General features: G+C 33.6%; 24 protein-coding genes, 1 pseudogene and 1 other annotated feature. Of the genes and pseudogenes, 5 read left to right on the top strand and 20 right to left on the bottom strand.

Translation table 11 applies throughout. The annotated features are described in order from the left end of the window. The 6 genes and pseudogenes from F5ESL0233_RS08345 to F5ESL0233_RS08340 form a co-directional block, all read right to left on the bottom strand. Positions 1-89 (bottom strand): annotated as a pseudogene (locus tag F5ESL0233_RS08345) (xylulose 5-phosphate 3-epimerase); the annotation flags it as partial. Beyond that, a complete protein-coding gene (locus F5ESL0233_RS00210) occupies positions 79-1623 on the bottom strand; it encodes an FGGY-family carbohydrate kinase (protein ID WP_122058173.1) in 1545 nt (514 codons plus the stop codon). The pseudogene F5ESL0233_RS08345 and the gene F5ESL0233_RS00210, both read right to left, overlap by 11 nt. Before the next feature lie 11 nt (positions 1624-1634). Then, on the bottom strand, positions 1635-2636 hold the full coding sequence (locus F5ESL0233_RS00205; RefSeq protein WP_122058171.1) for a hypothetical protein: 1002 nt from the start codon (positions 2634-2636) through the stop codon (positions 1635-1637). A 115-nt stretch (positions 2637-2751) separates the two neighbouring features. Further along, positions 2752-3708, bottom strand: a complete 957-nt coding sequence (locus F5ESL0233_RS00200; RefSeq protein ID WP_118898159.1) for an NAD(P)-dependent oxidoreductase — start codon at positions 3706-3708, stop codon at positions 2752-2754. 15 nt (positions 3709-3723) lie between these two features. Beyond that, positions 3724-4695, bottom strand: coding sequence for an amidohydrolase family protein (locus F5ESL0233_RS00195; protein WP_122058170.1), 972 nt, complete (start codon positions 4693-4695; stop codon positions 3724-3726). 19 nt (positions 4696-4714) lie between these two features. Then, on the bottom strand, positions 4715-5854 hold the full coding sequence (locus tag F5ESL0233_RS08340; RefSeq protein WP_233554946.1) for a PTS transporter subunit IIC: 1140 nt from the start codon (positions 5852-5854) through the stop codon (positions 4715-4717). A 132-nt stretch (positions 5855-5986) separates the two neighbouring features. Between F5ESL0233_RS08340 and F5ESL0233_RS00185 the strand changes: the two genes are divergently transcribed. After that, positions 5987-6991, top strand: a complete 1005-nt coding sequence (locus F5ESL0233_RS00185; RefSeq protein WP_122058168.1) for a substrate-binding domain-containing protein — start codon at positions 5987-5989, stop codon at positions 6989-6991. A 739-nt stretch (positions 6992-7730) separates the two neighbouring features. Beyond that, positions 7731-7787 (bottom strand) — a sequence feature (sodium ion sensor (DUF1646 type); this cis-regulatory element may regulate processes involved in with the transportation of sodium ions). Between the two features lie 192 nt (positions 7788-7979). Here F5ESL0233_RS00185 and F5ESL0233_RS00180 read toward each other — a convergent pair. Together F5ESL0233_RS00180 and F5ESL0233_RS00175 are read right to left on the bottom strand one after the other, a co-directional pair. Further along, positions 7980-8408, bottom strand: coding sequence for a hypothetical protein (locus F5ESL0233_RS00180; RefSeq protein WP_147442577.1), 429 nt, complete (start codon positions 8406-8408; stop codon positions 7980-7982). A 16-nt stretch (positions 8409-8424) separates the two neighbouring features. Further along, the gene (locus F5ESL0233_RS00175; protein ID WP_090093380.1) at positions 8425-8640 is read right to left on the bottom strand and encodes a helix-turn-helix transcriptional regulator; all 216 of its coding nucleotides are present in this window, start codon (positions 8638-8640) and stop codon (positions 8425-8427) included. Between the two features lie 215 nt (positions 8641-8855). Here F5ESL0233_RS00175 and F5ESL0233_RS08485 point away from each other — a divergent pair, with 215 nt between their 5' ends. From F5ESL0233_RS08485 to F5ESL0233_RS00165, 3 genes are all read left to right on the top strand, one after another. Further along, on the top strand, positions 8856-9035 hold the full coding sequence (locus F5ESL0233_RS08485) for a S26 family signal peptidase (protein WP_370448327.1): 180 nt from the start codon (positions 8856-8858) through the stop codon (positions 9033-9035). Positions 9036-9106: 71 nt separating this feature from the next. Next, entirely contained in the window at positions 9107-9337 is a 231-nt protein-coding gene (gene lepB / locus F5ESL0233_RS08480) for a signal peptidase I (protein WP_370448326.1), read from the top strand. A 110-nt stretch (positions 9338-9447) separates the two neighbouring features. Continuing rightward, positions 9448-9732: a hypothetical protein gene (locus F5ESL0233_RS00165; protein WP_122058164.1), complete on the top strand. Its 285-nt coding sequence runs from the start codon at positions 9448-9450 to the stop codon at positions 9730-9732. Positions 9733-10064: 332 nt separating this feature from the next. Here the strand turns inward: F5ESL0233_RS00165 and F5ESL0233_RS00160 are convergent, their stop codons facing one another. The 10 genes from F5ESL0233_RS00160 to F5ESL0233_RS00110 all read right to left on the bottom strand — a co-directional run bounded on the left by F5ESL0233_RS00160 (position 10065) and on the right by F5ESL0233_RS00110 (position 18007). Beyond that, complete coding sequence (locus tag F5ESL0233_RS00160; RefSeq protein WP_090093275.1) at positions 10065-10718, bottom strand: ATP-binding cassette domain-containing protein; 654 nt, start codon at positions 10716-10718, stop codon at positions 10065-10067. After that, on the bottom strand, positions 10711-12720 hold the full coding sequence (locus tag F5ESL0233_RS00155) for a bacteriocin-associated protein (protein ID WP_147442576.1): 2010 nt from the start codon (positions 12718-12720) through the stop codon (positions 10711-10713). Before F5ESL0233_RS00155 ends, F5ESL0233_RS00160 begins: the two co-directional genes overlap by 8 nt. Positions 12721-12922: 202 nt before the next feature. Then, positions 12923-13384 (bottom strand): lactococcin 972 family bacteriocin, encoded by a 462-nt coding sequence (locus F5ESL0233_RS00150; RefSeq protein ID WP_122058161.1) that lies wholly within the window; start codon positions 13382-13384, stop codon positions 12923-12925. Between the two features lie 559 nt (positions 13385-13943). Continuing rightward, a complete protein-coding gene (locus tag F5ESL0233_RS00140) occupies positions 13944-14525 on the bottom strand; it encodes a phage integrase SAM-like domain-containing protein (protein ID WP_122058160.1) in 582 nt (193 codons plus the stop codon). A 64-nt stretch (positions 14526-14589) separates the two neighbouring features. Further along, entirely contained in the window at positions 14590-14811 is a 222-nt protein-coding gene (locus F5ESL0233_RS00135; RefSeq protein ID WP_122058158.1) for a hypothetical protein, read from the bottom strand. Continuing rightward, on the bottom strand, positions 14781-15203 hold the full coding sequence (locus tag F5ESL0233_RS00130; RefSeq protein WP_122058157.1) for a hypothetical protein: 423 nt from the start codon (positions 15201-15203) through the stop codon (positions 14781-14783). The genes F5ESL0233_RS00135 and F5ESL0233_RS00130 overlap by 31 nt, the downstream gene beginning before the upstream one ends. Before the next feature lie 34 nt (positions 15204-15237). Beyond that, a complete protein-coding gene (locus tag F5ESL0233_RS00125) occupies positions 15238-16065 on the bottom strand; it encodes a replication initiation factor domain-containing protein (protein WP_122058155.1) in 828 nt (275 codons plus the stop codon). 95 nt (positions 16066-16160) lie between these two features. Continuing rightward, a complete protein-coding gene (locus F5ESL0233_RS00120; protein WP_122058153.1) occupies positions 16161-16958 on the bottom strand; it encodes an ATP-binding protein in 798 nt (265 codons plus the stop codon). After that, the gene (locus tag F5ESL0233_RS00115) at positions 16933-17457 is read right to left on the bottom strand and encodes a hypothetical protein (RefSeq protein WP_147442575.1); all 525 of its coding nucleotides are present in this window, start codon (positions 17455-17457) and stop codon (positions 16933-16935) included. The genes F5ESL0233_RS00120 and F5ESL0233_RS00115 overlap by 26 nt, the downstream gene beginning before the upstream one ends. A gap of 16 nt (positions 17458-17473) precedes the next feature. After that, a complete protein-coding gene (locus tag F5ESL0233_RS00110) occupies positions 17474-18007 on the bottom strand; it encodes a hypothetical protein (RefSeq protein ID WP_122058150.1) in 534 nt (177 codons plus the stop codon). A 351-nt stretch (positions 18008-18358) separates the two neighbouring features. Between F5ESL0233_RS00110 and F5ESL0233_RS00105 the strand changes: the two genes are divergently transcribed. Beyond that, entirely contained in the window at positions 18359-19036 is a 678-nt protein-coding gene (locus F5ESL0233_RS00105) for a hypothetical protein (RefSeq protein ID WP_122058149.1), read from the top strand. A gap of 4 nt (positions 19037-19040) precedes the next feature. Here F5ESL0233_RS00105 and F5ESL0233_RS00100 read toward each other — a convergent pair whose 3' ends face one another. Then, positions 19041-19718 carry a DNA methyltransferase gene (locus tag F5ESL0233_RS00100; protein ID WP_122058147.1) on the bottom strand — a complete coding sequence of 226 codons (678 nt, stop codon included), beginning with the start codon at positions 19716-19718 and terminating at the stop codon, positions 19041-19043. 5 nt (positions 19719-19723) lie between these two features. Next, positions 19724-20527, bottom strand: a complete 804-nt coding sequence (locus tag F5ESL0233_RS00095; RefSeq protein ID WP_158593108.1) for a DUF2971 domain-containing protein — start codon at positions 20525-20527, stop codon at positions 19724-19726.

Here is a 20527-nt window from a genome sequence, read left to right as displayed (position 1 = left end):
CCTAAGTCATGTGTTAATTCAAACGTTTCCCGCCAGGATAGATCTTGTGGTAAAGCTTTTTCGTAAATTCCGAGTGCATTAGTTGTCATGATGCACATTCAACTCCTTTTTTAACTTGCTTAAATTATTCCAGGCGCCATCTAGCGCTTGTAATAATGAACAATAAACTTGATACTTTTGATTATAAATCCTAGTTTCTTCACGGCATGGTTGATATTGAGCTGTTACTTTTGTCATTTTACCTACTGCAGTCGGTAGATCAGGATAGACACCACGGCCAACGGCACAAGTTATAGCTCCCCCTAAGCCTCCTAATTCAGTTGCAGCAGTAATTTCAACTGGCAAGTTTAGGATATCTGCAAACATTTGGACCCAATGCTTAGAGTTACATGCTCCACCAGACATTCTAATTGCAGTAGGATTATGACCCAATATTTTTAATAACTGATCCAGATGATAACGGTGGGCAAAGCAAATCCCTTCATAAACTGCTCGAATCATCTCAGTTTTAGTGGTCGAACTTTGCAAACCAATAAAGGCACCTTCAGCATTTGGATTTACATTACTACTTTCATATAAAAATGGAAAGAAAAATAATTGAGCATAATCTGCCTTGGTGGTATCTAGCATTTGCTCCAAATAATCATAAATTGACTTATGATTTTGCTTAGCATTTTGAATTTCATCTGCTAGCAAAATTTTGAGCATCATATCAAGATTACCGGCAGAAGTTGGACTTGATGCTTCAATTAAGTTATCACCAGTAGGAAAAATAGAATTCATTAAGCCTGAGTCAAGTGGCGCCAACTGGTGACTAGGAAAGATATTCATATTCCACGTTCCAGCAATCATACTAAATAAACTATCATCTAAGACACCAGTTGCTAGGGCACAAGCATCAATATCGAACATCCCGCCATAAACTGGTGTGCCACTGACTAACCCTGTTATTTTAGCTGCCTGACTTGTTATATGCCCTGCTAAATCAGTTGCATTAATCAATGGTGGTAACTTAGCAGAAATTTCTGAAATACCAAAGAAATCATATAATCTTGTATCGTATTGCTTAGTTGTCAAATTAATTAAATTATTACCAGATGCATCCCCTAGCTCCTGCAAAATATTACCGGTTAAAAGATACCGAATAAAATCTTTATTAGATAGGATATAGCCAATTTGATTGTACTTAGCCGGTTGATTATCTTTTAACCAACACAAAATAACCGGTGCCTGACTAACCATGACTTGTTGATGGCTAAGGGCATAAATTTTTACTAGTTGCTGATTTAACTCAGTCGCAATACCTTTAGCTCGATTATCCGTCGACAAAATACCATTCATAAATATTTTGCCTTCCTTATCAAGCGCATATAATCCTTTACCATGACCCACTACTGTAACTGCACTAATTTGCGTTGCTTTTAAGTGGGCATTATGCAAAGCCTCTTGAATCACACGACCAATATCTACTAATAAAGTTGACAATTTAATTTCTTGAAAGTCTGGTTGGGAAGATATACGTTTGGTTGGAAACGAAGCCAAGCCTAGTTGTTGCCCTAATTCATTGCAAATGACGACCTTAGTATTAGTTCCACCATTATCAATAGTCAAAAAATAATTCATTGTACTTCACCTTATTTGTCACAAATTTGATAGATGGCCACTTCATTAGCTTCACGGTTAGCCGATAGTAAATATTGTTGTTGTTCCTTTTGATAAACTAACACATTACTTGGGCCAAGATGACTAGCTAATAAATCGCCAGTTAAATCAACATTTTTAATCAGTTTTAACCCCTGTGCTCCTGAACGCCAACCAAATAAAAAGTAGTTATGGTCCTTAATTCCTCCACCCCATAGTGCATGCCCGAAATGGGTTTCTTTAGTAGTTCTTGCTAGAGTATGGAAATTGCTATCATACATTCTTAAATAAGAGCCATGAAATCCATCAATTGCCAAATATTCTAATTGTCCATCGTCATTAAGATCAGTTGCTACAATATCAGAAGTCGCAATACTTGATAATTGTTGCAGTTGCCAATCATCCACTTTAGTTGGATAATCTAAGCGAAATATACCTTCTTCACCAGTAATTAAAGAATAACCTGCCATCCTTTGATAACCATGATTTTTGGTAATTCTAATTGGTAAAGCCTTTAAAGCGGTAATTTTTTGTGGTTTATCTTTATAAATACCTACCCAGACTTTTCCGGGATCAGACCAATCATTCGTATTTTTTTTGGAATTAGCAATTGAACAGCCGATATACCAATAATCGTCTTTAGTTTTGGGGATAATATCAAAGCGGTGGATATAGGGAAACTCCCCCACAACACTTTGATCCCAACCCTGCCCATTGAAAGTTTCTTTTACAATCCGGCAATGTAAAGAATTAAAGCCTGGATAAAACTTTTGCGTTGCTAAAAAATTTAATGTTCCTGGTATCTGAACCATAGTCATTGTTCCACCAATGTCTGACCAAACAGTGGACTTGTTAAAATTATTATTTAAATCATAAGCATAGCATGGCTGATTTTCTTCTGAAGCTACTATGATAAAATCACGATTTAAGGCTTGTAATCGCATAATTGCATAACAATGATCAAGCTGATCACTAAAAATTTTATTAAATTTCATACTTCTACCTCAGTTATAATTTTTGAAAAAAGGAATCCCCTCCTAGCACGAAACTATTTGGGGGATTCCTCAATAATTGAGCCAACTACCAGTGTTACTGGTAAAAGTTAAGCTATTATTTATTAACTTGGTTTAGTGGTTTCTTATCACGTAAATATGAAATCAAATTCTGTGAGGCTTCACGTGCAATCGCTGTCCGCGCTTCTAAAGTACCCGTTCCAGCATGCGGCGATAGAACAACATTATCTAAATCACGTAAAGCTTGTGGAATATCTGGTTCAGTTTCATAAACATCAAGACCTGCTCCTGCAATATCACCATTTTTAAGGGCTGCAATCAAGTCAGTTTGTTTAATCAATTGTCCCCGCGCCGCATTAATGATGTAAGCTGTATCTTTCATCTTTTTAAATACTTCCGCGTTAAAAATTCCATTGGTTGAAGGAAGGGCTGGAGCATGCAAAGTAATTACATCTGAAGTTTGAACTAAGGTATCAAAATCCACATATTTAACATCTAATTTTGCTTCTAATTCAGGAGTTAAGCGATGGGCATCATTATAAATAACTTTCATACCGAATACTTGCGCAAATTTAGCTACTTCAGAGCCAATACGCCCCATACCATAAACACCAAGTGTTTTACCCTGTAAACTCATCCCCATATACTGTGGTTCAGAGACATCAATCCATTGCCCGCTGCGCACAACTTTATCATAAAAATGAAGATGTCTAACTGTCGCCAATAAGAGGGTAAAAGTCATTTCTGCTGTTGGAACGCGTACACCTTGAGGACAGTTTGCTACCACAATACCCTTTTGCTTAGCATATTCAATATCAATATGGTCAAAGCCAACTCCATTAGCAGTAATAATTTTGAGGTTAGTACCGGCATCGATCAATTCTCGATCACCCTTCATCCCCATAATTAATAATCCTTCATATTCAGATAAATGTTCTAAAACCCATTCACGCGTCTCTTTTTCTGGGTCATAAGTAACATCAAAATTTTGTTTCAGTTCAGTTAAACCTGCTTCAGGAATAATTCCTGTGACTAATACTTTTATTTTACTCATCTTTTTACTTCCTTACTATATTTTCTTCAAAACTAGGTCTTCACTATCACGAACTGCTTGTATATTTTGCGGTTTGAAATAAATCCGGTTAGCATTATTATACATAACATCTTCTAATTCCGATGCAGTAAAGATATCAGTTTCTTCTAACCAAGTTGCTAAATTATGATATGAGTTAAAAGTCGAAGACCATGGTGAATCGGTTCCCCAAAGAATTCTTTTAGCCCCCAAAATATCTTTTGCTAAAGCTACATCTTTTTGACAGCGCGGAAATGGAAATTCTGTTTCATGTTCAATATCTTGAATTGCCGCAATTTCAGTAGTTATATTATTATATGGTTCCCATTGCTCTAAAGCATTAGCTAAACGATTCAAATGATCAGCACTAGGGAATGATAAATGACAAACTACAAAATCCAATTTAGGATAACGTTGTGCTAAATTAACAATTGCTTCGGGTTGATAGCTAAATTGCGTATAGTCACCATAATCAACGGTAATCACAAATCCAGGATAATCAGCAAAGTAGTGGAACATTTTACCTAATTCTGGTGAAGTATCTAAACGAAATGGATGATGATAACCATGTAACCCACCACCTTGACTAATTTCTAACTTAATTGCCCGAAAACCTAAGTCTTCTACATGCCGGCGAACAATTTCCATTGCATTATCGGCAAAGGGATCAACTGAAAAGGCTGCAATAAATTTATCAGGATATTTTTTAACAGCTTGATAAGAATAATAATTTTGAAAGCCATATAAGCTGCCCTGAAGCAAAACTGCCTTTTCAACCTCATCGTCTTCCATTACTTTTAAAGCCGATTCGGCAGTAAAATTATCGTCACCCCAGCCTTCAGGAATCAAATTAAGAAACATCCCATTGTCCCAAATTGCCTGACCTTTGCCTAGGGGAGTCATTCTCCCCTTAGCAGATAAACCAGCTAACGAGCGCACTAAATGCATGTGTCCATCAATTTTTTTCATAATAATTATCTCCTTTCGATTAATAAGTTATTTTTTCATCACTACCAGAATAACCTCTATTTTTATCTGCCATTTTACTTAAATATTGCCAAATTTGTGGACGATACCGCCGTAAAGCAAATAATAATGCCAAATAAATTAAAACTACTAAGCCAATTAACAATGGATTTTGCGAAACAAACGCCGCAAATACTAAAGCATTCAGGGGGCGAGCCATTAAATTAAAGCTGGTAATCAAGACTATACCTGCTGGAAGGGCAACGCTGTAATGAGAGACTGCTCCCGTATAAAAACTACCGAGCCAGCTAGAAGCATATAATCCCAAACTAAACCAAACAATTCCATTAGCAATTACTTTTAAGATATTCCCCCGAGTTAGAGCAACAATCGATTCAACCATGAACGGTAAGGAAATCAAATCAACAATTGGCAGAGTTTTATTACCTGGAAGGATACAGGCTATTAAAACCATAATAGGAATTAAAATTACACCTGAAATAATTGTAGCAGGCTCACCATACCCAACTCCATCATCAACCCCCAAGAACCACCGCTTTTTATTAGTAGTCTCACTAACACTTTCCTTAGCTTCAGCCGTATTTTTGTGCGTATTTTTATCAATTTCGTCTGCTAAAGCCTCAGCTGCGGTATAGACATCTGTCGCCAACCAGCTCCAGTTAGCAATATCAAAGCAATACTTAATCCCCAAAGAAGATCCCTGCTCTAAGAAAGCCTTAGTTTGGTATAAGTCACTTTCAATTGGAGTTTGATTATCTTCAATATATAATTTAAAAGATCCATCAAGTATTCCTTTTAATTCTTGATACCAACCATCGTTTGTTGGATTAAACTCACCTAAGTTCATTTTTAAATGAGTAGCACCTAATTCATGCATTTGTTCTAAATACACCGACAACTTAGAATTTAGCTGTTGCTTGTTAAATAAAACATCGCCTACGCTGTAATAAACTTTATATTTATTTGTTTTAGCAATCTGCGCTATATCCTGTAATTCCTGCTTTGAACCATTTAGAAGTTCACTTCGAATTTCAATTGCTTCAAAGCCTAAATTTTGTGCTACTTTAACGTATTTCACTTGCTCAACAGCAGTTTTTTTATTTTGAAAAGCTGCTGTATTAACAATAAAGTGATTAGTCACCTGCTCACCTACCTTTACTGCCTAATTGATTAGCATATCACTATGTTAATCGGTTAACTATTTAGTACAACTTGATTCTTAGTCAAATAAAAATTACGATATATTTAAGATAATATTGATTGAGGTTTAATTATGGAAAAACTAACTATTAGAGATATTGCAACTATGGCCAAGGTATCAACTGCTACAGTTTCAAATTATCTCAATGGCAACTACGATCGGATGTCACTAAAAACACGCAAACATTTAAATCAAATAATCAGTCATACCAATTTTAGGCCTAATTCAACCGCGCGAAATTTAGCCAAGAATGAAAATAAAACAATTGGGGTTTCTATTGCTGATATTACTAATCCCTTCACTTCACAAGTATTATCAGGTATTTATGAACAATGTGATAATTACAATTATCGCGTATTATTCACTAATGCTGCTAATAGTGAGCAAAAAGAAATCGATAATATTACACGCTTAAAAAATGATGGCGTAGCTGGAATCATCGTTGATCCAGTTAATCCTGACAGCCCCATCTATCAATCCCTCTCAAACCAAAATACAGTCATGGTTGACCGCCAATCTTCTAATTTAATTATTGACACAGTTGCAACGGATAATATGACATCAGTACAAGAATTGGTGCAAAAAATGCAAGCTAAGCACTACGACAACCTTTATTTTGTTACTTGGCCTTTCCAAAATATTAGCACTCGAACCCAACGTTACCAAGGCTTCATCAAGGCAACTCACTATTCTACTTTAAACCATTTAGTTGCCGTGCCCCATCATGGGAAAAAAGTAGAATATCAACAATTTACTCAGAATATTAAGACTATAATGGAACAAAATACTGCTGCTAAAATTGGCTTCTTTTGCATGAATGCTCGCGTACTCTTACATTTACTGCGCACTATGCAACAACTAAATTTTTCTTATCCAGAAGATTATGGCGTAGCAACTTATGAAGAATTTGATTGGATGCAAGTAATGACACCACCAATTAGCTGCATTCGGCAAAATTCTGAGGCAATTGGTAAAACTGCCATGCATATTCTCCGACAGAAATTGGAACATAAGCAGGCGTCTAAACCACAGCTGAAATTAATTCCTACAAAGCAAATCCTACACGATAGTTTTTAATTACTCTTTTTAATAAAATTAATGCTTATAAAATTTAGTTAACCGGTTAACAAACTTTACAAGTATAATTGTATGCGCTTTCTATATTTTGTCAAGAAAATATTGCAAACACTTTCACAATTTTTGCAACATTTTATAATTTCCTAGGAAATGACCCATTTAAGCCATACTTAACTAATTACTACCACTTAATCTCTATCTGTACTAGTACAATTATTTTGGCAAACTTGCTTGGAACACTTAATCGTGCTTTAATATCTTTAATTTAAAATCAGTAAATTAGTTAGGATAAAAGCAAAAATTACTTCTGAATGTAGCAATGAGAGTCTAATTCAATAAATTCATAAGTTTAGGAGCAAGACGATAGATTAACCAAACTAACTCAAAATAGCTTATTTCAATTAAAAAATTAGTTCCAAACATAAGAATAGTAACTACAACTCCTAACCTTACAATCATAAGACTTACTTTAGAATATATCTTCAATAATGATAAATTACTTTTTAGGCAACAAGAAATATTAAACAACTAATATCAATTGTGCCAATAATTATAAAATGAATTAGATTTTATCAAAATTAACATTGTAGAACCTAACAAAATTCCAGCTAGTAAGTTTCCAACAATAGGTAAGAATTTGAAATGACTAAATAATTCGCCCAATATCTAATAAAATCAAGATATATTGGCTAATAAAGTTTATTGATTACCTTTTCTCAAGCTAAAAAACTTTCAAGCTATCTCTTGACCCAAAGAGACAAATCTTGAAAGTTTTGCATTACTGTAAACTCCAACCACAAATTTTATATTTACCCTAATTATAACGAAATAATTAGTTGGTTACAATATTCAACCCTTTTCAAACGTATAATCATGTGAGTGACAATTAAACTTTACCTTCTTAATTAATAAATTTCAGCATCACATAAAATCTATTCTAAAATTAAATTTAAAAACAAACCGTCACTACTGTTTGAAAATTATTTACTTATTTCCGCAGGTAATTATACAGACCCAAAATTAATTCAATTAAAAGTAATAAATTCCATAACCCTACTAAGACTGCAGATATAATAACTATAACCATTACTTGTTCATTATATCCTACACTCTTATTTAAAATCATACCCCAAGCAAAAAGACCAAAGCCAATCACAAATAATAATACCTTAGTAATTCTATATGCCTGCTGATCTACTTTCATCGTTAGATACCTATCGCGTTCATCATCATCTTGACTGGTACCCACATCTTTTGCACGCAAAAAACTACCAATAGTCACAATGATAGCTAAGACTAGCCATACACTATCTTTAAGCAGTTTAATCCACTCAACTTTATATAAAAAATCTCGCCCTAATTCATACAGGCTCAGGACTGAACATAATAAAAAGAAAAATGTTTCTAAATAGTACATCAATTTCCTTTTTTGATTATTTTTTTTCATTCTCAAAGTACTCCTGCAAGCAAAATAAGGTTTCAATATTAGTAGCAAATACCTGTGCTAACTTATAAGCTAAAATAATTGATGGTTGATAGCGTTCTTGCTCAATTGAATTTATTGTCAGTTCATTTACCCCTACTTTTTCAGCAAGTAAAGCTTGAGTTAATTTTCGCTTTTCTCTTTCTTTTTTAACTAAGTTTTTGATAATACCATCTCCATTTTTTAGACGATTATGTTAATTTTATAATTAATATTCTATTAAATTAAATTAATAAAATCAATCAAGCTATAACATTAATTGGATCTCAAAATATACTTTAATTGAGATATAATAAAAAATAAGCGGAGGATAATTTATGAATACAAATAAAACCACTAAAAAAGAAAGTTGGGGGAAAATTTATCTTTGATGTCATCGTTATGACGATAATTACTCTGGGAATCTTTTTTCTTTTATTACAATTTTTGATTTCAAATAATCGTGTTTCAGGAGCATCTATGCAACCTAACTTTGAAGATAATGACCGCTTGGTTACATGGCGTAACTTTTCATCTAAGCACAATGATGTCGTGGTGCTACGTGCCCCAAAAACTACTTAAGACGTTCCTAGAGCCCTGTAAAACGAATTATTAGACTTCCTGGCGATACCATTATTTCTAAAAATGATCAAATGTATATCAATGGCAAATTATTACCAGAACCATACTTAAACAACTATTTTAAAAAAGCTGACAATGATGCAGGTGAACCCTTTACCACTAATTTTACTTATAAAGTCCCTCAAGGATATTACTTTGTAAAGGGCGAATACCGTGATATTTCCAGAGATTCCCGCTTTTTTGGACCAGTTAAACGTAGTGCCATTAATTGGAAAAGTTGTTTTTCGGTACTATCCCTTTAATAAAATTCAAAGCTATTGATCCACAATAAAAATGAGCAATTGCTTATAACGCTTAATTGTGCTTTAATATCTTTAATTTAAAATTAGCAAATTAGTTAGGGGGACTTAAATTGAATGCATTTAAATCACATTTAGCAAATAATCAAATAAAATATAAAAACAGATCACCTAAGCAAAAAGCCGTTAATCGAATTCAGATGCTTTGGTCATTTTTTTGGGCATTAATGGCTATACTATTTCGACAAGAAATATTTGACTTTTGTCATAGTATCAATTATTTGCGTCAGCTTCCTAGCTCTTTAATAATCATCATTTATGGTTTAATCGTAGGCTTTTTATGTGCTTCTACCTGGAATTTTTTTAAAAAGAGTACGATTGATTTACTTGAAAAATAAGCAAAGCAAAATCAAAGTACCAAAAAAAGTAGTCTCACGACTACTTTTTTAATATACATAATAATGTTAAAGGCTCTGCATGGTAACAATATTTATGTTCCGATTGTGTTCTTAATTATTCTTTACAAATAAAATTATCCTTAATTTATCTGCCTAAAACATTGGTAAATCAAGGATAATTAATTTAAATAATTCTTCTAAATGACTAGAGGCATAGAGGTTTGCAACTTCCAGCTTTACCACAATAACTCTTATAGTCACCAATAATAAAATCATGTGGGGCAAATTGTGATTATTGTTAAATAATCTTTTATTAAAGCTTGTCCGTTAAGTTAATCCATAATTGACCTTAAATCAATTGCAATGTCGCTGTTATTGATAATATACGGGTCATGCGACACTATCACAATCGTTTTACCCTCACTTTGGGCAAACTTAAGCGCGTTAAAGATAACTTCTCTATTCTTTGGATCAAGCGATCCCGTGGGCTCATCACACAAGATTAATTCGCATGGCTTTAATAAACACCGTGCAAAAGAGATACGTTGTTGCTCTCCCCCAGACAATAATCCTACTTTGGTCTTTTCATTTGCTTCAATATTTAACTTGTCTAATAATAATGACTTTCTTTCTTCAAAGGAAACTTTTAATTCTTTAGTATCTAACTTAGCCAACTGCAAATTCTTTTTAATGCTTTGATCATTAAGTAATGCATAATTCTGAAACAGATAACTAATTTTTGTTTGAAGAAGTTTGCGGGCTTTGGCACTATTGATTTTAGGAGCTTGTTTATTAAATAGTACTAGTTGTCCGCTATTTAAGTTATCAAGCAAGCCAATTATATTGAGCAAAGTTGATTTCCCCGATCCACTAGGACCATAAATAGTTGTGATTTTATTACTTGTTATTTTCAAATTTACATTATGGAGAACCTTCTTTGCTCTGAAGTTTTTATTTACTTTTATCAATTCAACTATATTATTCATTTAGCAGCCCCCTTATTGAATTCTTTGAAAATATTTTTAACCCGACCAAACTCACTATAAAGTCAACACCTATTGCAAAAATTAATAACACAATACCTGAAACACTAACTTGGCTGCTACTAAACGTAAATATTACGGTAAGTATTATCTGAATTACCCATAGTAGCCATAATCCCAAGCTACTTCTTGCTATAGATATCCCCAACGTTTGTTTAATTGCATACGTACGTCCAAATATAGAAAAATATAGATAAACCAATGAAATCGAAATAACTAAAAATGTAACTAAAGTAATCATGATTGAGATAATATTAGCCATTATATTACCTTCCGCTTGCTGCAATACATTTAATTGGATAGCGCTAGCTCTAATTAATTGCGGGTAATTATCGGTCAAATTATATTTTTTAAATAATGCCTGGTATTTGGTTTTATAAACCTCTTGCGGCGTCTTCCCGTGTAATGCTATTTTTAACGGGTCTCGATCATTTCCAGTGAACATATTGCCATATTCATCAAAAACTTTAGGTGACCTTACATAAATATAGCCATAATTCCTAACCTTTTCTCCGGCTTCATCAATAATCGACTGATTATTATTAATATATATTATTCTTGGATTGTTAATTTTTAGATCTTTATATATATACTGCTTTATTTGGCTTTGTAATTTTAAGTTCGATCTATACTTCTTAGCTAATAAAATACTTGGTCGTTTATTAACTTCGTTTTCTCTGACCCTTGTTCCATCACTTTTATATAATGGATTAAATCTTAAATAATTTGGATTGACGGTTACAAGCTGATATTGCCGCTTCATTTTACTATTTGGACCGCTTATTCCTATAGTATCAATCAAAATTCCGCCATTCTTATTAACATCTGGATAAACAACACTATTTAGCAGTTTGGATTGATTTTGAGGATTAATTAAATCCTCTTGATTATATCCAATAGAAGTTGGAAAAAATACGGCATAATCATTATAAACAGCAGATTTATTGTCATTAACATTAGCAACTATAGATTGATACATTAAATCTCCCAGTGGCAATGCAGAGGATAAGACAAGTGTTAATAAGATACCTTTTACAACATATACAACTACGAAAGTTGCTTTTGCATAAGTACGCTTTATTAATAATCTACTAGTGGGCAGTATATTTAATATAAATGCAATTAAGAATATAACCAAACCAAGTACAACCATTACTAGGCATGCTGAGGAAATTAATGGCCAAATAAGTTCGTAATGCTTATTCACTATTGCTAAAATTAAAGCAGGTATAACTCCTATTCCCGACCCTAATAATAATGGCATAGTTGTCTTTTTCAGCGCAGAAACGATTGAATATCCAAGCAAGCGATAAATGCCCAGATCTCTACTAATAGATAAGCAGTAAATTATAATAAGGACCAATTGAAAGAATGTCATAGTAATCGCTAGTTGTTGAAAATTAACTGGCCCTGATTGATCAAGATTAGGAACAGTGCTTGGATTAAAATCATTCTCGGTAAGCTTAACGCCTAAATCTTTATTTAACTTTTTACTAAGTATTCTCCTGAATTTTCTGACACCAGTTATATCTTGGGTTTGCAAATAAAATAACCCTTCTCTGGTTTGCGGACTTTTATATATATCTATTCTTTTTATTGTAAAATCTGCAATGCCATATTTAACAAGAGGCACCCTGCTTTTTGAATATTTAGTCGAATATTTATGACCGTTCCTTAGCTTGACCTTGAAGGACTTGGCTAGAGCGCTCGAATCCAAATCGCTTACTTCAAAAACCGTATCATCAACTGTTTTTGAATAATCAACTGTTTTGGGCCCAAGTCCATGCCCCTTATAACTAGCTATTTTCAAAAAAGGAATGTTGAGTAGCTTGCTTGTTTTACTAATGTCTGCGACTATTTTCTTATATTTTAGATCGCTTGTAGACTTGAGCGGCAGACCTAATTGAATATAAAAGTTATTCAGGTTACTTCTATCTTGATTCATTACCTTATTATGCCGGTCCGTCATAAATAATAGCCATAATAAAATTGTAACAGCTGAAGTAATTACTAGGACCACCCTTAAAAACTGCTTGAACATATCTTCACCATATTTATCTTAATAAACAAAAGGCTATATATAAACTTTTAAATTCATATACAGCCCTTAGTAAAAAATACTTAAATTTTCTTCTAATTAAAATTTTCTAAATATACGGTGCCCAGTACCATGCTTGTGCTGTCCCATAGCCTTTGGCAAGAGCATAAGAAAACTTATTGGCTCCTGCATATACAGTAGTTGTATCTTTTCCGCCTACTGCTGCCGTTGAAGAATGTCTTTCACTATTATGATAATAATTTGAGTGAGACCATTTATATCCATTAAAATAATTATGATGATCTGCAAAATATACCCAACGACTATGCGGCCACCAAGGATAACCTGGTGAGTATGTCGTTGTAGCCGGTGAATCAGACTTCTTAACCGATTGTGAAGTAAAAACTGGAGACGAACTTTCAATAACTTTATTATTATCATCAAAAGCTACATACCCGCTGTTAGGTACCTTTGAACTCATATCAGTTGTTGCTGCTTGGCTAATAGCAGGGAGGCCTGATAATGAGACAACCGCTCCAGCAATTACTAGTACTGTAGATAATTTTTTCATAATATTCACATCCTAAATATTTATAGTTCTAGTAGTTGTAAAAGTACTCCTAGGCTGTACTTTTGATATATATTTTAATATTTTAATATTTTTGTTATTAATTATCAAGTATTTTAATTTAATTTAAAAATATTATTATTAATAACCAAATCCGACATCTCAATATTCCTATCTTCATCTACATGCACATAAGTTTTCATAAACATTTTAACTGTATGGCCCATACGACTTGCTGCCCATGGATAAGACATTCTCGGAGTATTGCCTAACTTAGTCGCTACTGTATGCCGACAAGTGTACATGCTAATATTTATTGTGAATCAGAAACATCTTTACCACACAAAAATTATCTAATTCTATTTTTGTGGCAGTTGTGTGGCAAAAGTTAAATATTAACAACTTTACATAACTATCAACTAAAAATAAAAAACACGAAAAAAGCCCATTATCAAGATATTTATAGAACCTCAATAATAGACTTCTTAAAGTTAATTTATAAAAACTTATGCTGACTAGAGGAGTAATAGTTGCTTCTTTAGTCCTTACATGATATTTTCTTTTATTCTTTTAACTTCTTCATCTGAAAAAACATACTTCTCAGATGAAACAGAAAATTCATCATTCTAAAGAACTTCTTTAAAGCGTTCTTAGGCACAGGGTTTACAACCACTATACCTTCCTCTTGTAACAAACCAAAATAACTTCTCAAATGTTGAAGTTGCTTATCAATAGTTGAATGTCGTGATACACCTGCATTTTTATGTGTTGAAATATAATTTCGAGCAAATGCTCTTACCATATTTTCGTTAACGTCTCTTAGTTTTGTCTTTCCAAAATAAGAATCAACTAATCGACAAGTATAACTCCAAGTTGAATAAGTAACCTTATTCCAACGCCCAGCAGTATTTTCCTGCTCACAGTATTTGGAAAGAGCTTTAGCAAATTCAACTTCAGATTTAGGTGAGTATTTACCCTGGTAGTAATCGTTCCACATCTTTCTCTCAAGTTGGGTAGCTTCTAATCTTGTTGTAGCAACTTGACTTGGGATGCTAACTACTTTACTAGTTTCTTCATCTATAGGTTGAATTCTTACTCGGTACTTACCCTGCTTTTTTCCAGTTCTAATTCTAGAGATTGCCATTATCATATTCTCCTTATAAAAAGAGAGTGTCTAAGTGGCACCCTCATTTTACACCTTTAAAGTTTTAATTTTCAGAAACTTTTTGAAGCCAAATTTGAACTTCACTCAAGTAATAATACTTACGACCGCCAGAATAATAGCAATGTGACGGTAGTTTTTCTAACTTAAGTTTTTTGGCTGTTTTCTTTGCAGAGGTCAAACATCTCCATAATGTCGTTGAACTCATGCCTAAGGCTTGTGCAAGTTCCTTTTTATTCAACTTTTTTTCTTCGACTTTGGTTGCCATCCAACCGCCTCCTTCAGGGGAACGCCATCTTTAATCCCTAAATTTTTACTGAAATCTTGTAACATTTTTATCAGATCAGTCACATCACTATTTTTAATGATACCTTGATGTTCATTGACAGCTGTCTTGAGCGCTTTAGAGGGATGAAAATGGCCAAGCATGTAGTCATTTTGAACAAACCAGCGAAGAAACTCGAAGAACACATCTAAACCTTTATCGCCCCAGGTGTAATCAATCAAAAAGATAATACCTGTAGCACCATTAACTAAAAACCAGGCTAACTTATTATCTAACCAAGTGTCTGCGTAAGTGTTGAAGTTACTTTCTTCCGGTTGAGCTTGAAGTAACGTTAGCCATTCATCGGCCCAGTGATAACCATTAATTAAGTTCATAATATTCTTAATTTCCTTCCACTCTTTTGCCCAATTAGGCTATTTCTTTTTCTTTGTCATCTTTGTCTTCGTCTTTAATTGTGAGCACCCAATGTCTAGTGATACAGTCAACTAAATAAGAAGACATTTTGCTAGAATCAACTAATTTAGCCAGATCATTACCTATTCTGTGTGCCTCACGATGTTTAAACTCAGCCTCTATTCGAATCCAATCCTGAGTATTTTTTGCTTGTGTATAATATCCACTGCTTTTATTACTAAGTCCTTGCTTTCGTTTGTTATATATCCTTAAAAAGGCATCAGATTTGCGGCTGTTCACATAAAGAGTGTCTACTTCACCTGAATTACCAATAGTTTTCATCTTTTCAAGGCCAATTTTGCGTTTGGTTTTCCCATTCAAGAATTCGTATGTATCAGCTTTAAGCTTTTCAGCAATATTGTCAACCGAAAATCCGTAGTTTATTAGATCAACAGCAATATCAATACGTGATACGTGGCCTTTAAATTTAAGACAAATATTACCGATCATATCAAACCAGTCAATTTTGATGTCCGTCATTTTTGCAAGTGCTTCGTATAGTTTTTTACCTTGACCGTAAAACATCACTGTTACACCCATCCACGGTTGTTTCCAGCTCCACAAAATTAGTATCTTAGCTAAATCATTACCGTACTTAAGAGAGTTCGTGTAACCATTTAGACCATGTTTCTGCTCTTCGGCTTTTCCCAGAATTTGATTAAAATGAAACATACGCTTAAGGGCTTGTACTTCGTCAGGAGTCTCATCATTGTTCAGTACACTGGCTTTAATGGGTATCATTAAACTTATTTGGTCTATACTAATAGTATTTATTTTTTTCATTTTTATCCCTCTTAACAGGCATATTATTATTTAACGCCTGTAAAAGCAGCGCGTTCCACTTGACCGGGCGTCCGCCCGGTCAGCTGCTTTAATGTCTAAAATGGCCAATAGTCCTCTTGCCTAAACGTGTTTACTTCATTAGTTTTGAATAAATCTACAGCAACCTTTGGAATATTTACATCAGTTAAGTCTGGTGCCACAAATGGTTGTGGTAATGGATTGTTAAAGTAATCACTGTAAGCCCAGCCATGACCTGGTAAGTTATTATCAACAAAAGTAATCGAATCTATGTCACATTGAGGGAAAATTAATCTTAAGCTGATTTTATCTAGCTGCTGCATGGCGATCCTTGTACTAAATTCTGAACTTATGTTCACATCCAAAACTGAGGAATTTAATCTTTGAGAGCATAATACTGTAAATATGCCGCCCATTTGACGTGACTTAAATACTAGTTGCTTCATATAATCACTTATTTCTTTGGCTGTATCTTTATCAGCTTCTGCCATTGTTGCCGAAAACTCATCAAAGATCAAAACGATAGGTCTCAAGTTAAAATCAACCCAATCTTTGCCCCAAGCATTGTTATGCTCGTATCTATCATTCATGAGCTTATTTAATACACGCAACTCCTTAGCGACTTGAAATGGTGTTGAAGCAACACAAGAAGTATGACCATGACCAAGAATGTTATCAAACATTTTGCCCAGATTGTAAAAATCGCTACGTTTGGTATCACATATAACAGGGAAGGCACCTATAGCCATTGCAGTTAACAGAATAAAAGTGGCAAGCCACGACTTACCACTTCCGGGACGACCTACTATTTCACAGCCTGCTTGACCTCTAAGGTTAATCCTTAAGCCTTCATCGATTTGAAAAGAAGTCTTCATTTGTTAACTTTCTCCCTCTAGTCCGCTTTTTTGTCACTATAAAGCAAATTGGATATTGACTACTAGGAACAACAGACCAACCAGATAACTCCCTCTGTAATGCTGAAGTTAAGTCAACATCTGCATTAGGACAACCATTAGTATTAACCATTAATTTGATCCGATCTTGCCCAATCCTAATTGCTTTGAAGGTAGGGGCACTTTCTCGACGATTATAGCCGAAGATAGTACGATAAACAGGCCTACTGTCCTCTATCATACGATTGGAAGAAGCAGCATTGGAGACAGCTGTGATCAACCATCCCCAATTTGCACTTCTACGCATCTCGTATTCCATTAAGGCAAACAATGGCAAAGCAGCAATGATTAAGGTCAAAGCAAAGTTTGAATTACCTGCTAAGGCCGATATTAAATAAAATGAAAAGCATAGAATTGCCCATACTATTTGAACAGTGCCGAAGGTTACAGGGCTTACGCCCCTAGGTTCTTTTAAATCCACTGTAAGCACGCTGTTATTAATCATCATTTATTACTTCCTTCACTGAAATGTTAACTTTATGAACATCAGCAGCATTCAATGATTCACCGCTGCCAAAGTGGTAATGTGCCAATTTGTCAAAGGCAACAACCACAGGAACTGTCGAACCAAACATAATATCCTGCAATTCTTGCTGGCTAAAAATCGGTTTATGATCTTTAACTTTTACCTGAAGTTCTGTGCCTAAAGGCAACCAAGCTTTTTTACTGGTTACACGAACTGAGTAGACTGTTGCAGTGTTCAGCTTTTCAGGATCATTAAAATCCGGTGTTTCTTGGAATTCAGCACCTGTAATAGTGAAGTACTTACCTAATGCCTTATCCAAATGCTTATCCAATGTAGCTTGGACAGGTGCATTTTTACTTACACGAACGTCAGCAAAAGTACTTTCTAACTTGCTTTTTGCAGTTTCAGCAACGTTGCTTACCTTAACTGCATTAGCAGTGTTACCATCTTTAAAGTTTTTATTTTGGACGTTATTACCCAAAACTGAAGAATTTAAATTTACCATTTAAATTTCCTTTCTACGTAAAATCACTTAATATTTTTTTCAAACCATTTATCAACGGTTCAAAATCATTGAACCAAATTATGTTTATTTTGAATAACACTAAAAAAAGCCTAAAAATGGGCTTTTTTTAGTGTTTTCTTTTTTTAGGAACTTCATTTTTAACGTTTAAAAGTAAAAATTTTTTAGTTATTTTTTTATCTAAAATCATTTTTGAAAGTCAGAGACGTCTGATTTTTGTCTAAGTTGAGAAACACAACTGCGATTTTCAATTTAGCTTTATATTTTAAACATCGATATCGATTTTATATTTTGAAAGGAGAAAACAACGGGCCCGTTCTAGTTATCTAGAACATGCAACAAAGAAAAAAGAATAAAATCACTCTCTTAACAAGTTTTATTCAAAACACCAAATCAACCTACGTTCAAACTGGACAAGAATTAAAAAAATATATTAAGAAATTGGAGATGCCATATTCTAACTGGTATAACTTCGATGACCTTGAAATGGAAAAGAGAATCAGCAAATTAGCTCAGGGCTCCAAACCAAATTCAGAAGAATTACAAGGCTTTGCACTCTGGCTATTTAAGGATTCTACACAATGGCGTAAGTTTTTCTTTCCAAATGAGAGAGCAACTTATACCTTCATCAGACAGATTTACAACGATGAAATAAACAATATTTTTTCATCAAAAGAATTAAATCAAAAACTTCAACAAAAATTGACTCTTTTCACCAAATCCAAAATTAAAAATGGTGTAAATCATCATTCTACTACTGCAATTGAACTTACATACATCATCTTAGGGTTGCTAAATTTTAAGATGCTGGATGAACTACGTCTTGGAAAGAATAATGAAAAAGAAGACTTGCAAAAGTACGCTATTGATTGGATTAATACTAATCTTTACTCAAATTCACCACTAGTTGAACAATTAACCACTCAATTACGTAATACTTTGGATTTAGATCACAACAGAAAAAAAGAACTGGAAAAAGTTGTATTGCGACAACTTATCTCAGTTCTATAATCATCTAGTCTGTTAACTGCTTATAAATATCCTCCCATTTTACTGGAAGAAACTTTTTAGGCTTAGGTTCATCATTTTCATCAGGTTCATCAAACAAGCTTAATTGTTCCGCTTTATTACAAACACTTCCAACGGGGCCATCACCTTCAACAATGGCATCGAAAGTATATTCCGTGCGTTGAACTTTATTTTTACCAATGGGTTTCCACTCACTGAAAATGATAGGATCACCAGTAGAAGTTACTCGCTTTAATGTATCTCCCTGTGCCATGTTAGCAGAGATAATAACATTAGCACTCTTTAACACTTTTTGACTTTGATCTTTGGATTTAAATGTTTTGAAATATACATCTCTGAAAGTATTAGCCATATTCATGACCAGCATTTCAACATTATCTTCCATAATTTCAATTCCATAAAGTGTAGACAAAGCTAACAAAAAGTTATTTTGCATTTCATTTATGTCCTTACTCTGCCTTGTAGCAAAGGATAATTTACGTCTAAGTAGCTCCACTAAGAATGCTCCTTCACCTGCTGAAGGCTCAAGAAAAGTTGCAGTTAGAGAATTAACTTTTTCTTTTATTTCAGGCTGATCCAGCATAAGATCCACAGTTTTCTTTGGCGTAAAGACTTCACCTATATCTTTTACTCGATCAGCAGATTTAATTATTCTTTCTGACATTACATTTACCAACTAATTTTACTATTAAAGAATATCGGATTAGGACAATATTTCTTTGCAACATTCTTAATTTTAGATTTTTTACTATTATCTAGTTTACTACCAAAAATGACTTCTAAATTTCTTATTTTTATTGGAATATCAATACATTGAATAGGACAATCTTCACTAATCTTAGTATAGATAATGCCTAACATCATTTGACTGAAATCATATTCATCTTTTGGTCGATGCATATTATTTATTAATGTAGGTCTAAGGTGATATCGGATTTCAATTTGGTAACTCCATTTTAGATCCTTATATTTTCCTAATAAATCATCAAAATATGATATACCACTGCCAGTTGGATTGGATATATTCGGATATAAAAGTTTTTCATCATTTGTATAATTAACAGTTATCTGTTCAACTTTAGGAGGCATAAACAATAAATTATATTTTTCATTGTAAATTTCTGTACCTTTAGTAAATTCAAATGGTTCTACACATGAAAATGAATTCATAAAAAGTTTATTTCTTTGAACAGGATTCCCGTAAACAGTATAGAAGGGATATTCTGATAAAGATATGCAAACACCTTTGCCGTTTAAACCATATTTTTGGAACATTCTTTTATTATCTTTAAGGGGAGTCCATCTTGATGTAAAAATCCAACGACCTGCATTATAAGAATCTTGTGATTTAGCTTCTTCGGGATCATCCATCGCAGTTAAGTTATTAAATCTTAGTGTACCTTTTTCAAGTATCGTAATTAGTGTATCTACTGAAGTGTAGTGGTATAACCTTTTCTTAGATAATTTATTCAT

The sequence above is a fragment of the Lactobacillus sp. ESL0233 genome (assembly GCF_003692995.1).
GTDB classification, from domain to species: Bacteria; Bacillota; Bacilli; order Lactobacillales; family Lactobacillaceae; genus Lactobacillus; species Lactobacillus bombicola.
The sequence above is the reverse complement of the archived record's forward strand: the minus strand, read 5'-3'. Positions and strand labels throughout refer to the sequence as shown.

Coding starts and splice junctions, on each gene's coding strand:
- F5ESL0233_RS00100 (WP_122058147.1), bottom strand. CDS start 19,718: ATGTCAGAAAGAATAATTAAATCTGCTGATCGAGTAAAAGATATAGGT.
- F5ESL0233_RS00205 (WP_122058171.1), bottom strand. CDS start 2,636: ATGAAATTTAATAAAATTTTTAGTGATCAGCTTGATCATTGTTATGCA.
- F5ESL0233_RS00125 (WP_122058155.1), bottom strand. CDS start 16,065: ATGAAAAAAATAAATACTATTAGTATAGACCAAATAAGTTTAATGATA.
- F5ESL0233_RS00160 (WP_090093275.1), bottom strand. CDS start 10,718: ATGAATAATATAGTTGAATTGATAAAAGTAAATAAAAACTTCAGAGCA.
- F5ESL0233_RS08485 (WP_370448327.1), top strand. CDS start 8,856: ATGACGATAATTACTCTGGGAATCTTTTTTCTTTTATTACAATTTTTG.
- F5ESL0233_RS00155 (WP_147442576.1), bottom strand. CDS start 12,720: ATGAATCAAGATAGAAGTAACCTGAATAACTTTTATATTCAATTAGGT.
- F5ESL0233_RS00210 (WP_122058173.1), bottom strand. CDS start 1,623: ATGAATTATTTTTTGACTATTGATAATGGTGGAACTAATACTAAGGTC.
- F5ESL0233_RS00195 (WP_122058170.1), bottom strand. CDS start 4,695: ATGAAAAAAATTGATGGACACATGCATTTAGTGCGCTCGTTAGCTGGT.
- F5ESL0233_RS00140 (WP_122058160.1), bottom strand. CDS start 14,525: ATGGCAATCTCTAGAATTAGAACTGGAAAAAAGCAGGGTAAGTACCGA.
- F5ESL0233_RS00130 (WP_122058157.1), bottom strand. CDS start 15,203: ATGAACTTAATTAATGGTTATCACTGGGCCGATGAATGGCTAACGTTA.
- F5ESL0233_RS00150 (WP_122058161.1), bottom strand. CDS start 13,384: ATGAAAAAATTATCTACAGTACTAGTAATTGCTGGAGCGGTTGTCTCA.
- F5ESL0233_RS00135 (WP_122058158.1), bottom strand. CDS start 14,811: ATGGCAACCAAAGTCGAAGAAAAAAAGTTGAATAAAAAGGAACTTGCA.
- F5ESL0233_RS00185 (WP_122058168.1), top strand. CDS start 5,987: ATGGAAAAACTAACTATTAGAGATATTGCAACTATGGCCAAGGTATCA.
- F5ESL0233_RS00110 (WP_122058150.1), bottom strand. CDS start 18,007: ATGGTAAATTTAAATTCTTCAGTTTTGGGTAATAACGTCCAAAATAAA.
- F5ESL0233_RS00200 (WP_118898159.1), bottom strand. CDS start 3,708: ATGAGTAAAATAAAAGTATTAGTCACAGGAATTATTCCTGAAGCAGGT.
- F5ESL0233_RS00105 (WP_122058149.1), top strand. CDS start 18,359: ATGCAACAAAGAAAAAAGAATAAAATCACTCTCTTAACAAGTTTTATT.
- F5ESL0233_RS00180 (WP_147442577.1), bottom strand. CDS start 8,408: ATGTACTATTTAGAAACATTTTTCTTTTTATTATGTTCAGTCCTGAGC.
- F5ESL0233_RS00120 (WP_122058153.1), bottom strand. CDS start 16,958: ATGAAGACTTCTTTTCAAATCGATGAAGGCTTAAGGATTAACCTTAGA.
- F5ESL0233_RS00095 (WP_158593108.1), bottom strand. CDS start 20,527: ATGAATAAATTATCTAAGAAAAGGTTATACCACTACACTTCAGTAGAT.
- lepB (WP_370448326.1), top strand. CDS start 9,107: ATGTATATCAATGGCAAATTATTACCAGAACCATACTTAAACAACTAT.